The 12,634-nt window shown below is 64.7% G+C and carries 15 protein-coding genes and 1 tRNA gene; all 16 read left to right on the forward strand.

Features of this window, described 5'->3' with window-relative positions; translation table 11 throughout:
* Positions 1-17: 17 nt before the first annotated feature.
* Positions 18-1,352 (forward strand): preprotein translocase subunit SecY, encoded by a 1,335-nt coding sequence (secY, locus tag ACNHKD_RS05225; RefSeq protein WP_442756035.1) that lies wholly within the window; start codon positions 18-20, stop codon positions 1,350-1,352.
* Complete coding sequence (locus ACNHKD_RS05230; protein ID WP_442756036.1) at positions 1,349-1,930, forward strand: adenylate kinase; 582 nt, start codon at positions 1,349-1,351, stop codon at positions 1,928-1,930. The genes secY and ACNHKD_RS05230 overlap by 4 nt, the downstream gene beginning before the upstream one ends.
* 400 nt (positions 1,931-2,330) lie before the next feature.
* On the forward strand, positions 2,331-3,626 hold the full coding sequence (locus ACNHKD_RS05235) for an Hsp70 family protein (RefSeq protein WP_442756037.1): 1,296 nt from the start codon (positions 2,331-2,333) through the stop codon (positions 3,624-3,626).
* A gap of 239 nt (positions 3,627-3,865) precedes the next feature.
* Positions 3,866-4,234, forward strand: coding sequence for a 30S ribosomal protein S13 (rpsM, locus tag ACNHKD_RS05240; RefSeq protein WP_036285046.1), 369 nt, complete (start codon positions 3,866-3,868; stop codon positions 4,232-4,234).
* A gap of 125 nt (positions 4,235-4,359) precedes the next feature.
* Complete coding sequence (rpsK, locus tag ACNHKD_RS05245; protein WP_014890740.1) at positions 4,360-4,749, forward strand: 30S ribosomal protein S11; 390 nt, start codon at positions 4,360-4,362, stop codon at positions 4,747-4,749.
* A 215-nt stretch (positions 4,750-4,964) separates the two neighbouring features.
* Entirely contained in the window at positions 4,965-5,984 is a 1,020-nt protein-coding gene (locus tag ACNHKD_RS05250; protein WP_442756038.1) for a DNA-directed RNA polymerase subunit alpha, read from the forward strand.
* Positions 5,985-6,224: 240 nt separating this feature from the next.
* Entirely contained in the window at positions 6,225-6,638 is a 414-nt protein-coding gene (gene rplQ / locus ACNHKD_RS05255) for a 50S ribosomal protein L17 (protein ID WP_442756039.1), read from the forward strand.
* A gap of 3 nt (positions 6,639-6,641) precedes the next feature.
* Complete coding sequence (locus ACNHKD_RS05260; RefSeq protein ID WP_442756040.1) at positions 6,642-7,043, forward strand: DUF4260 domain-containing protein; 402 nt, start codon at positions 6,642-6,644, stop codon at positions 7,041-7,043.
* Positions 7,044-7,114: 71 nt separating this feature from the next.
* Positions 7,115-8,575 carry a DegQ family serine endoprotease gene (locus ACNHKD_RS05265; RefSeq protein WP_442756041.1) on the forward strand — a complete coding sequence of 487 codons (1,461 nt, stop codon included), beginning with the start codon at positions 7,115-7,117 and terminating at the stop codon, positions 8,573-8,575.
* Positions 8,576-8,669: 94 nt separating this feature from the next.
* Entirely contained in the window at positions 8,670-8,990 is a 321-nt protein-coding gene (gene cutA, locus ACNHKD_RS05270) for a divalent-cation tolerance protein CutA (RefSeq protein ID WP_442756042.1), read from the forward strand.
* Between the two features lie 338 nt (positions 8,991-9,328).
* Complete coding sequence (gene sppA / locus ACNHKD_RS05275; protein WP_442756043.1) at positions 9,329-10,300, forward strand: signal peptide peptidase SppA; 972 nt, start codon at positions 9,329-9,331, stop codon at positions 10,298-10,300.
* 49 nt (positions 10,301-10,349) lie between these two features.
* Complete coding sequence (gene ihfB / locus ACNHKD_RS05280; RefSeq protein ID WP_424363743.1) at positions 10,350-10,640, forward strand: integration host factor subunit beta; 291 nt, start codon at positions 10,350-10,352, stop codon at positions 10,638-10,640.
* A 112-nt stretch (positions 10,641-10,752) separates the two neighbouring features.
* Positions 10,753-11,094: a LapA family protein gene (locus ACNHKD_RS05285; protein ID WP_442756044.1), complete on the forward strand. Its 342-nt coding sequence runs from the start codon at positions 10,753-10,755 to the stop codon at positions 11,092-11,094.
* A 104-nt stretch (positions 11,095-11,198) separates the two neighbouring features.
* Positions 11,199-11,274: transfer RNA gene (locus tag ACNHKD_RS05290), tRNA-Thr, on the forward strand.
* A gap of 386 nt (positions 11,275-11,660) precedes the next feature.
* Complete coding sequence (locus tag ACNHKD_RS05295) at positions 11,661-12,263, forward strand: restriction endonuclease subunit S (protein WP_442756045.1); 603 nt, start codon at positions 11,661-11,663, stop codon at positions 12,261-12,263.
* A 71-nt stretch (positions 12,264-12,334) separates the two neighbouring features.
* Positions 12,335-12,631, forward strand: coding sequence for a hypothetical protein (locus ACNHKD_RS05300; RefSeq protein ID WP_442756046.1), 297 nt, complete (start codon positions 12,335-12,337; stop codon positions 12,629-12,631).
* The last annotated feature ends 3 nt before the right edge of the window (positions 12,632-12,634 follow it).

A 12,634-nucleotide genomic window follows, 5' to 3' on the forward strand; every position in this document is an offset into this window, starting at 1 on the left:
GACGAGGGAGTTCCTCCATGGCATCGGCAGCCGAGCAGCTCGCGGCCAACGTCAATCTCTCCGCCTTCGGCAAGTCCGAGGAACTCAAGAAGCGCATCTGGTTCACGCTGGGCGCGCTGATCGTCTATCGCCTCGGCACCTATGTGCCGCTGCCGGGCATCGATCCGGAGGCTTTCGCGAAGAGCTTTTTCGGCCAGTCCAAGGGCATGCTCGAGCTCTTCAACATGTTCGCCGGCGGCGCCGTGCAGCGTCGCGCGATCTTCGCGCTCAACATCATGCCGTATATCTCGGCCTCCATCATCATTCAGCTTCTGACGTCGGTGTTCCCAACCCTCGAAGCGCTGAAAAAAGAAGGCGAGCAGGGCCGCAAGGTCCTCAATCAATATACGCGCTATCTCACCGTCGCCCTCGCGACCTTCCAGGCTTACGCCATGGCCATCGGTCTCGAAGGCCAGCAAGGCGTCGTCACCGAGCCCGGACTCTTCTTCCGCATCACCACGGTCGTGACGCTTGTCGGCGGCACCATGTTCCTGATGTGGCTCGGCGAGCAGATCACCTCGCGCGGCATCGGCAACGGTTCGTCGCTCATCATCTTCGCGGGTATCGTCGCGGCGTTTCCGTCGGCGATCGTCTCCACTCTCGAACTCGGCCGGCAGGGCGCCATTTCGACGGGCATTATCCTCGGCGTGATCGCGATGTCCTTCCTCGTCATCGCCTTCATCGTCTTCATGGAGCGCGCCCAGCGCCGCCTGCTGATCACCTATCCCAAGCGGCAGCATGGAAACCGCGTCTATGAAGGGCAGACCTCCTTCCTGCCGCTGAAGCTCAACACCGCCGGCGTCATCCCGCCGATCTTCGCCTCCTCGCTGCTGCTGCTGCCGACGACGGTCGCGAATTTCTACCAGTCGACCGGATCGGAGAGCATCTTCGCGACGATCTCGGCCTATTTCGGCCATGGCCGCCCGCTCTATATGCTGGCCTATGTCGGCCTCATCGTCTTCTTCGCCTTCTTCTATACGGCCATCGTCTTCAACCCCACGGAGACGGCGGACAATCTCAAGAAGCATGGCGGCTTCATTCCCGGCATCCGCCCGGGCGAACGCACGGCGAAATTCATCGACGACGTCCTCATGCGCATCACCGTGCTGGGCGCCGCCTATCTCGCAATCATCTGTCTTCTGCCGGAGGGGCTTATCGCCTATGCGAATCTGCCCTTCTATTTCGGCGGCACGTCTCTGCTCATCGTGGTGAGCGTCACCATGGACACGGTCGCGCAGATTCACGGCCACATGCAGGCGCAGCAATATGAGGGGCTGATCCGCAAGACCAAGCTCAAGGGACGTCGTAAATGAGACTCGTCCTTCTCGGCCCCCCGGGCGCCGGCAAGGGGACGCAGTCCGCACGTCTGGTCGAGAAGCTGGGGATTCCCCAGCTCTCCACCGGCGACATGCTGCGCGCGGCCGTCGCCGCCGGAACGCCGATCGGCCTGAAGGCCAAGGCGATCATGGACGCCGGCCAGCTCGTTCCCGACGAGATCGTGATCGGCATCATCGACCAGCGGATCGACGAGCCGGACTGCGCGAAGGGTTTCATTCTCGACGGCTTCCCGCGCACGGTCGCCCAGGCGGAGGCGCTGCGCGAGCTTCTGGCGAAGAAGGGGATCGGCCTCGACGCGGTTGTGGAGCTCGTCGTCGACGAGAACGCGCTTGTCGACCGCATGCGTAAGCGGGTCGAGGAGACGCTTGCCGCCGGCAAGCCGGTCCGCGCCGACGACAACCCGGAGAGTTTCAGGACGCGCCTCGACGCCTACCGCAAGCAGACCGCCCCGGTCTCGGCGTATTACGCGGAGAAGGGCGAACTGAAAAAGGTCGACGGCATGCTGCCCATCGACGAGGTGACGGCGGCGATAGACAAGACCCTCGGTCACTGATAATTCGACGAAAGGCCGTCGCTCGGCGGGCTCAGACTGCTGACAAAGCAGGGGCTTCTTCGGCGCCAAACACTTAGGCCTCATCCTGAGGAGCGAGCGAAGCTCGTGTCTCGACGGACGAGGCCGCCTTGGGAAGTTTGTCAAAAAACCGGGCCCGGCTCCGCCGGGCCGAGGCTGCTGATAAAATAGGGTTGACGCCCCTCGTGCTTCGAGACGGCTCCTGCGGAGCCTCCTCAGCATGAGGGGCGTCTTCTTCTGCGCCAAACACCACGGCCTCATCCTGAGAAGCGCGCGCAGCGCGCGTTTCGAAGGACGCGGCCGCTTCGGAGGTTTGTCAATAAGCCGGCCCGGCTTCGCCGGGCCGTTTCTTTCCACTCTTCCGACGTCAGAGAACGCCCCGATGGAAGCAAAGTCCTTTTGCGGCCTCGATTTCGGCACGTCCAATTCGACGGTCGCGGTTCAAGGCGCGCAGGACGTTACCCTGATCGCGCTGGAAGGCGCTTCCCGGACGCTTCCGAGCTCGATTTTCTTCGATTTTTCGACCGGCGCGCCGGTTTTCGGCCGGGCGGCCATTCGGGCCTATGTCGACGGCGTCGAAGGGCGTCTGATGCGCAGCCTCAAGTCCGTCCTGGGCACGGCGCTCATGGACGAAACGACGCGCATCAGGACCAGGAGCTACACGTTCAAGGACATTATCGGCCTGATTGTCGGCCGCCTGAAAAGCGAGGCCGACGCCGCGGCGGGGGCGGACGTCGGACAGGTCGTGCTCGGCCGTCCGGTTTATTTCGTCGACGACGATCCCGCCGCCGACCGCCGGGCGCAGGACGCGCTCGAGGAGATCGCCCGGGCGCAAGGATTTCGGGAAATCGCCTTCCAATACGAGCCCATCGCCGCCGCGCTCGCCTATGAGCGGACGGTTCGGGCCGAGCAATATGCGCTCATCGCGGACATTGGCGGCGGCACCTCGGACTTCTCGATCGTGCGCGTCTCGCCGGAAGGCGGCTTCCGCGCAGACCGGGCGTCGGATGTCCTCGCCAACAAAGGCGTGCATATCGGCGGCACGGACATCGACCGGCTCTTCAGCCTGAAAACGGTCATGCCCCATCTGGGCCTTGGCAGCGAGATGCGCATGCCGTTCAGCGACAAGGCGATCCTGGTTCCCAACGGCTTCTATGTCGATCTCGCCACCTGGCACCGGATCAATCTGCTTTATGCGCCGAAGGTCGCGCGCGACATCGAGGAGCTGCGGCGCTACGCGCTGGCTCCGGAGAAGATCGCGCGTCTCGCCGAGATCGTCGAGACGCGGCGCGGGCATTCGATCGCCCTCGCGGTCGAACAGGCGAAGATCGAGCTTTCCGAGGCGGACTCCGCCGTCATCGATCTTTCCGAGATCGAGCGCGGATTTGCTGCGGACGCGGACCCGAAAACGCTGAACGACGCGATCGCCGACCAGCTTGGCTCGTTGACGCGGACGCTGAAAGAGACGCTCGCGGCGTCGGGCCTGTCGGGGGACCGCATCGGCGCCGTTTTCCTGACCGGCGGCTCCACAGCGATCCCGGCGGTGCGCGCGGCGGTCACGGGCGTGACGCCCGACGCCAAAATCATCGACGGAGACATGTTCGGCGCCGTCGGTTACGGACTGGGGCTGGACGCGCGGCGTAAATTCGGTTCTGATGCGCTTCGTCGCAGCGCTTGAGACCATTGCGCGGGGCGGGGGAAAAATCTTGCTTCTCCCTGCGCATTTTCCTTGACTCGCGCGCAATCGCTGGTTATCGGCTCACTTCCGACGAAATTCCAGGAGGTTCTCTTCGGAGGGCTTCCGTTTTTGCGTTTCGGAGAATCTCGATCCGAAAATCCCGCAGGGGCCGGCCTCCACCGGACGCGGGTTCATCATCCGGCGCCGCCGCAAGGCTGCCGCCCGAAATGGAGAAAATCGTGGCTCGTATCGCAGGCGTCAACATACCGACGAACAAGCGCGTCGTCATCGCGCTCCAGTACATTCATGGCATCGGCCCGAAGAAGGCCGAAGAAATCTGCGAGAAGGTGAACATCCCCGCAGAGCGCCGCGTGGCCCAGCTCACCGACGCGGAAGTCCTGCAGATCCGCGAGACCATCGACCGCGACTATCTGGTGGAAGGCGACCTGCGCCGCGAAGTTGCGATCAACATCAAACGTCTGATGGATCTCGGCTGCTATCGCGGCCTGCGCCATCGCCGTCAGCTGCCCGTCCGCGGCCAGCGCACCCACACCAACGCCCGCACCCGCAAGGGCAAGGCGAAGCCGATCGCCGGCAAGAAGAAGTAATTTCCGGGCTTCGGCAGTCGGGCTTCGTCGGTCGGGATCCCGATCGCCGGCCGCCGGTCTGCCGGTCGCCCCTCAGGTGGAGCCGCTGGCGTTACGGCGGCGTCGATATCGAAAGGCAAGGATAGATGGCCAAGGACACCACCCGCGTTCGTCGCCGCGAGCGCAAGAACATCGTCTCCGGCGTCGCGCACGTCAATTCGACATTCAACAACACCATGATCACCATCACCGACGCGCAGGGCAACACCGTGTCCTGGTCGTCGGCCGGCTCGATGGGCTTCAAGGGCTCGCGCAAGTCGACTCCCTACGCCGCGCAGATGGCGGCCGAGGACGCCGCCCGAAAGGCGGGCGAGCATGGCGTCCGCACGCTGGAGGTCGAGGTTTCGGGCCCCGGCTCGGGCCGCGAATCGGCGCTGCGCGCGCTGCAGGCGGCGGGTTTCACCGTCACCTCCATCCGCGACGTGACGCCGATCCCGCATAATGGCTGCCGCCCGCGCAAGCGTCGCCGCGTCTGACGCCGGGGCGCGGAGCGCGCCCTCCATCGCGCGGCGCGCCGCGCGAGAGGCATGGACCGCCCCGGATGCGTCCGGGGCGGTTCGCCGAAAAGGGCTTCATCAGCTTTGTGGAGCCGCTCGAAAAGCCTGCTGCTTTCATCCGAGCATATTTCGCGCGCGGTCCGACTTTTCTCCCCGCCGGGCTGCGATCAGGAGCTTCAAGGAAAGGCGTCCCAGTGAGCATCCAGAAGAACTGGCAGGAACTCATCAAGCCGAACAAGCTCGAAGTGACCCCGGGCGACGATCCGCGCCGCGTGGCGACCGCGGTCGCCGAGCCGCTCGAGCGGGGCTTCGGCCTGACTCTCGGCAACGCCCTGCGCCGCATTCTTCTCTCTTCGCTGCAGGGCGCGGCGATCACCTCGATCCACATCGACGGGGTTCTGCACGAATTCTCGTCGATCCCCGGCGTTCGCGAGGATGTGACGGACATCGTCCTGAACATCAAGGACATCGCCATCAAATATCAGGGCGAGGGCGTGAAGCGCCTGACGCTCAAGAAGACGGGCCCGGGCGCCGTCACCGCGGGCGACATCCAGGCCACGGGCGACGTTCAGGTTCTCAATCCCGACCTCGTGATCTGCACGCTGGACGAAGGCGCCGAGATCCGCATCGAATTCACGGTTTCGACCGGCAAGGGCTATGTCCCCGCCGACCGCAACCGCGCCGAGGACGCGCCGATCGGCCTCATCCCGGTCGACAGCCTCTATTCGCCCGTCCGCAAGGTCAGCTATCGCGTCGAGAACACCCGCGAGGGCCAGGTGCTCGACTATGACAAGCTGACGCTGACCATCGAGACCAACGGCGCGATCACGCCGGAGGACGCGCTCGCTTTCGCCGCGCGCATCCTGCAGGATCAGCTCAACGTCTTCGTCAATTTCGAGGAGCCGCGCCGCGAGGAGGCCGCCCCGTCGATCCCGCAGCTCGCCTTCAACCCCGCGCTGCTCAAGAAGGTGGACGAGCTGGAGCTTTCGGTGCGTTCGGCGAACTGCCTGAAGAACGACAACATCGTCTACATCGGCGACCTCATCCAGAAATCGGAAGCCGAGATGCTCCGCACGCCGAATTTCGGTCGCAAGTCCTTGAACGAGATCAAGGAAGTCCTCGCGCAGATGGGCCTGCATCTGGGCATGGAAGTCCCCGGCTGGCCGCCGGAGAATATCGACGATCTCGCGAAGCGGTTCGAGGAGCATTACTGAACCGGGCGTGAGCCCAATCCCTCCCCTTTACGGGGAGGGTGACCCCGCGAAGCGAGGTCGGGTGGGGTCGAGCTGCAAACCGGTCATCGTGGCGCGGCCCCCCACCCGGCGGTCTTCGACCGCCGACCTCCCCGCAAGGGGGAGGTATAGGGATCATCCCCAAGCGCATATGACGCGACCTGGGGAATAAGCAGACGGCCGTTCCTTGGCACGGCGGCCGCATAACCAACGGAGAGCCACATGTATCACGGTCACAAGAAGCGCCGTTTCGGCCGCACCCACGAGCACCGCAAGGCCATGTTCGCGAATATGGCGCAGGCGCTGATCAAGCATGAGCAGATCATCACGACGCTGCCCAAGGCGAAGGACCTGCGTCCGGTCGTCGAGAAGCTCGTCACGCTCGGCAAGCGCGGCGACCTGCACGCCCGCCGGCAGGCGATCGCGCAGATCAAGGACGTCAAGCTGGTCGGCAAGCTCTTCGACGTGCTCGGCCCGCGCTACAAGGACCGCAATGGCGGCTACACCCGCGTGCTGAAGGCGGGCTTCCGCTACGGCGACAACGCGCCGATGGCCGTCATCGAATTCGTCGACCGCGACGTCGACGCGCGCGGCCAGGACTCCGGCCCGGTCCCGGGCGAGGACGAGGCGGCGTAAGCCATGGAGGCGATCGGCGCGGCTTCGGGTTTCGTTTCCGGCTGGCCGAAACTCCTCTTGAGAGTTGAAGGGGCGGCGCTCATGGCGGCCGCCCTTTTCTATTACGCGATCGCCGGCGGCGATTGGGGCCGGTTCGCGCTTCTGTTTCTCGTCCCCGATTTGTCGCTTCTCGCCTATCTCGCGGGACCGGCGCCGGGAGCGGTCGTCTATAACGCGGCCCATACGACGATCGGCCCGCTCGCCTATGGCGCGCTCGGCGCGGCGCTGGGGCAGCCCGTCCTGCTCCAGCTTGCGGCCATTCATCTCGCTCATATCGGCTTCGACCGCGCGCTTGGCTTCGGCCTGAAATATGGCGCGGCTTTCTCGTCGACTCACCTCGGCCGGGTCGGGCGCTCGCGCGGCTAAGCGGGGCCGTCTCGCATCGGTCGGCTTTCATCCCTATATTCGCGACCATGCGATTCATTCTGGAGCGGCCGATGCGCCTGACCTTGCGGTATTTCTTTTTCGCAGTCCTCGCCTGTGCCGCCGGCGTCTCCGCCGCCTATCTGGAGCGCGCGGCCGAGCCGACGTCGGCCGTCGCGCAGGTCTCCACGAACGAGGCGCCCGCGGTTCCCAAAAGCCGCGCCGAAATCGCCTATTCCTTCGCGCCGGTCGTAAAGAAGGCCCAGCCCGCCGTCGTCAATGTCTTCGCCTCGCGCGTCGAGCGCATGCCGGTCAATCCTTTCCTCGACGATCCGATCTTCCGCCGCTTCTTCGGCGAGGGCGGCGGCGCGATGCCCGGCCGGCCCAATACGGCGCAGTCGCTCGGCTCCGGCGTCATCGTCGATCCGACCGGTCTCGTCGTCACCAACAACCATGTCATCGAAGGCATGACCGACGTAAAGGTGGCGCTCGCCGACAAGCGGGAGATCCCGGCCAAAATATTGCTGCGCGATCCGCGCACCGACCTCGCCGTGCTGAAGCTGACCGAGGGCTCCAATTTCCCCACCATGGAGCTCGGCGATTCCGACGCGCTGGAGGTCGGCGACCTGACGCTCGCCATCGGAAATCCCTTCGGCGTCGGCCAGACGGTGACGCAGGGCATCGTCTCGGCGCTGGCGCGCACCCATGTCGGCATTTCCGACTACGGCTTTTTCATTCAGACCGACGCCGCCATCAATCCGGGCAATTCCGGGGGCCCGCTCGTCGACATGAACGCCCGCGTCGTCGGCATCAACTCGGCGATCTTTTCCAAGTCCGGGGGGTCGATCGGGATCGGCTTCGCGATTCCCGTCAACATGGTCAAGAGCGTGCTCGCGGCGGCCAAGGGCGGCGGCAAGATGGTCAAACGCCCCTGGCTCGGGGCGACGCTGCAGACCATCTCGCAGGAGATCGCCGAGGGGCTGGGTCTCGACCGCCCGACCGGCGCGCTGCTCGCCGACGTCGACCCCAAGGGGCCGGCCGCCGAAGCAGGGCTCAAGCGCGGCGACGTGATCATATCGGTCGACGGCCAGACGGCGGACGATCCCGAGGCCGTCGGCTATCGCCTCGGCACCAGGCCGCTCGGCGGACAGGCGACGGTCGGCGTGCTGCGCGGCGGCAAGAAAATCGTCGCGCAAATCCGTCTCGCCCCCGCGCCGGAAATTCCGCCGCGCGATCCTGTAAAGCTCAAGGGGCAGTCGCCTTTCGCCGGCGCGACCGTGATCAACATCTCGCCGGCGGTCGTCGAGGAAATGTCCGTGCAGGGCGCGACGAACGGCGTCGTCGTCTCGGAAGTAGACGACGGCTCTTTGGCGCAGCAGCTCAATCTGCAGCGCGGCGACCTCGTTCTCGCCGTCAATGACCAGAAGATCGAGTCGACCCGCGACCTGGAAAAGGCGACGTCGAGCCGCGCCTATTACTGGAAGATTACGCTCGCGCGCGGCGGGCAGGTCTTCACGACGGTTGTCGGCGGCTGACGGGCTTTCCGCACCCGCGATAAAAATGCTTGTGCTGACGGGAGCTTATCATGAATTTTCCTCGCACCGTGCGGAGCGCTTGCAGGAGATCGGAGTGAGCGGCGTCTCGATCCTCGTCACGACGATCGACAAGGAGGAAAAGGCGCGCGCGCTTGCGCGCGCGGCCCTCGCCGAGCGGCTGGCGGCCTGCGTTCAAATCACGCGCATCACGAGCCATTACGCCTGGAAGGGCGAATATTGCGAGGAGACGGAATTCCGCCTGGAAATGAAATGCCGCGCGGAGGACTATCCTGCCCTCGCCGCGCTGACGCGTCGTCTTCATAGTTACGAAACGCCGGAACTACTGCGGATCGACGCCGCTGAAGTCGATCCGGACTACCGGGCCTGGCTCGTGGACGCCACGCGCCAGGATTGAACAGACGCTCGAGCGCGCAGCGAAAAAGCGGACGCCGGGCAGGGTAATCGCATGAACGCCGGCGTGAGCGAATCCGTCCTCTCCTTATCGGAAGGGCGCCCGGCGAAGCGGGGCCCGAGTGGGCGACGTCCGGGCGATATCATGGCGGAGCCGATTATCCGGGAGGCGGTGAAAGCGCGTTCCAAACCTTTAAAAGAGCTCGCGTTATCCGCAGTTAGGCGATTCCGCCAGAACGCGGCGCGACCCAAGCCCGATTCCTCTCAGAGCGCCCCGCTTTTCAAACGCCGAAACTAAGCTTACCTAGAGCGCCGAAGCGGAACGCTCTCGAAGGACGCCCAATGTCGGTCACCACGGATTATTTGCTCGACCGTCGTCGTCTGCGGCGCAAGCTCGGCTGGTGGCGCATGGCGGCCATCGCCGCGGCGGGTCTTGCCGGACTCATCGCCGTCGCGCGCTTTTCGGGCGCCGACTCGGCCGATAAACTCACGCCCCATCTCGCCAGGCTGTCGCTTCAGGGCTTGATCGTCGGCGACAAGGACACGATCGACCTGATCAAGAAGATCGGCGAGTCGAATCAGGCCAAGGCGGTCCTGCTGGCGATCGACAGCCCCGGCGGCACGACGGCGGGTTCGGAGCGGGTCTATGACGAGCTGCGCCGCCTGAACGAAAAGAAGCCGGTCGTGGCCGTCGTCGGAACGCTCGCGGCCTCAGGCGCCTATATCGCCGCGCTCGGCGCGGAGGCCATTGTCGCCGAGGGCAATTCGCTCGTCGGTTCGATCGGCGTGCTGTTCCAGTTCCCGAATTTCTACAAGCTGCTCGACTCGGTCGGGGTGAAGGTCGAGGAGATCAAATCCTCGCCTCTAAAGGCGGCGCCCAACGGCCTGGAGCCGACGAGCGACGCCGCCAAGGCGGCGGTCGCCAGCCTGGTGGCCGACTCCTATGGCTGGTTCAAGGATCTTGTGAAGGAGCGCCGCCACCTCGACGACGCCGAACTCGCCAGGGTCGCGGACGGCCGCGTCTTCACCGCGCGGCAGGGCGCGCCGCTCAAGCTTGTGGACGTGATCGGCGGCGAGCGCGAGGCGATCGCCTGGCTCGAGACCAACAAGAAAATCGCCAAGGACCTGCCTGTGCGCGACTGGAAGAAGAAGTCGAGCATCGAACGGCTCGGCCTTGTCGAGGGCGCGGCCGCCGTCGCCCATGTGATCGGGCTGGAGACCGCCGCCGGGGCGCTGGAGCAGGCGGCAGGCGCCGAGAGACGCGCAAGTCTTGACGGTCTATTGGCGATTTGGCAGGGTTTCGGCGTGCGTTGACGCCGGCTCAAACGGCATTTTCGACAGCAAGAACAATACAGGCTGGGTCATGATCAAGTCAGAGCTTATTCAGCGAATTGCGCGCCGAAACGGACATTTGTACCAACGCGACGTCGAGACGATCGTCAGCACGATTCTCGACGAGATCACCGCGGCGCTCGCGCGTGGCGACCGTGTCGAGTTGCGTGGCTTCGGCGCCTTCTCCGTCAAGAAGCGCGACGCGCGCACGGGCCGCAACCCGCGCACCGGCGCACAGGTCTCCGTGCAGGAGAAGTGCGTGCCCTTCTTCAAGACGGGCAAGGAGATGCGTGAGCGGCTGAACGAGGACTACCAGGGCTGAAGCGCCGATTGGCCGCGCTCGAGCCGGGCGCGGCGGAGACATGACGCCGGGCTCCCGCGGCCAACGCGCTGTCGAACCGATCCGGCGCGCGCGCCGACCATAGGGAGAAGTCATGAAATCCGTTCTGCGCATCGTCCTCTTCGTTCCGCTCGCGCTGATCATTCTGTTTTTCTCGATGGCCAATCGGAGTCCGGTGAAGATCGGCCTCGATCCCTTTGCTGCGAACGACGGGTCCGCGCCTTATGTCGAGGCGCCGATGTTCCTCGTCGTGCTGGCGTCGATGGCGATCGGCGTGCTCGCGGGCGGCGTCTCGTCCTGGCTGAGCCACCTGCCGGTGCGGCGCGCCGCGAAAGTCGCGCGCGCGGAGGCGAAGAAGACGAGGCTGGAGATCGAAAAGCTTCGGCAGCAGGCCCTCGCCGCACTCCCGTCCGACGCCAAGGCCAGCAAACGCTGACGATGCGACGGGGGATAAACGCGCGAGGTTCAAAAACCTGCCGCGAAGCCGCTTGAAAATCCCGCCGAGCGCCGATAAGAGAAACCCGCGCAACACCGCGCGACGCCGCAATAGCTCAGCTGGTAGAGCACATCATTCGTAATGATGGGGTCGGGGGTTCGAATCCCTCTTGCGGCACCAGCAAAATCAATAGGTTGCAGATTTTGTACGGTGCCTTGCCGCTCGCTGGTGACCAGATGGTGACCACTTGGCGCAAGGCGAGGCCGCATTTGGCTCCCGGTATCCACCCGCTCGCTTTTTCGAAAGCGGGGCAGCGCCGCGCCGGTACATAAGCCTGCCTTGAGCAAAGCCTATTGCTTCCGCACGCCTTCCAAGATCGTCATCTCCCGCCTGCCTTTAATCCACGACCTGCGTAAAGCTGGTCGTCGAGAGCCCGCGCCCGACGCCTGTATGTCAGCTCGAAAAAATTCTAGCAGGAAAGCGCCTACTGCGAATTGACAGATCCATAGCGTCGCGATATTGAGGATGAACAATCATTCTTCTGTGCAGGTAAGCGCCTACTCAATATGAAAATGCAACTTCGTCTCGTCGCCAGCATCCGCCCCGGAATCCAATTCCGGGAAGCGATTCGGCACGCGGAGCATGGGGAGATCGGCGTCGTGCAGGCGGGGGATATCGGCGTCGATGGGGATATCGACCTCGACCGGGTTACGCGAGTGACGGGCATCCCAAATCCCCCGAACCCTCAGACCCTCGCGGCCGGAGAGGTGGTGCTGCAGTGCCGCGGGCAGGCCTATCGAGCGGCGGTCGTGCCGGCGACCGATATCAAATTGGTGGCGTCCGCAAGCCTGCTGATCCTGCACTCGCAGCCTTTAATGCGGGCGGCCTACCTGGCTCACTTCCTGAACGATCCGACCACGCAGGCGGAGCTTCGCAAGATGGCGACTGGCGCAACCATCGCGAACCTGAAGCGAAGCGCTTTGGAGCAGCTCGAGGTGCTGCTGCCTTCGCTGGATGACCAAGACAGAATCGTCGCGCTGGGCGAAACCCTACGCCATCAGTCGCGGATCGAGGCTCGGCTTGCCGAGCTTCGCCGCATCGAGCTTCGCGCGCTTCTTGAGAAGTGCGCGGAAAAAAACCGGAGGCGCGTCAACGCCTCCGGTTCATGAAGCGGTCTGACGGGCGTTACAGCGCCCCCAGGCCATGGTCCTAGAAAACCCAAGACAGAAAGATTCTACAGATGGGTATCAATATCAGCAACTACGCGTTCGACGGCGCTTTTCCTTCGCCGGCTCATCTCCAGGATCGCTCCGGCGTTTACGCTGTGCTCGGAGCGACGACAGGAGGTCTGAAGGTCGTCGACATCGGCGAATCCGGCGCGGTTCGCACCCGCGTTGCGGCCCATGATCGCGCCCCGGCGTGGGCGCGTCAGGGGCTGCCGCTGACCTATGCGGCGCTCTACTGCGACGAGGCGAGCCGCATGCGGATCGAGCGCGAGCTGCGCGCCGCGTATAATCCGCCCTGCGGCGATCGCTAGCAG

Origin of the sequence: Methylocystis sp. JAN1 (assembly GCF_052186135.1) — a bacterium.
In the GTDB taxonomy this organism is placed as follows: domain Bacteria; phylum Pseudomonadota; class Alphaproteobacteria; order Rhizobiales; family Beijerinckiaceae; genus Methylocystis.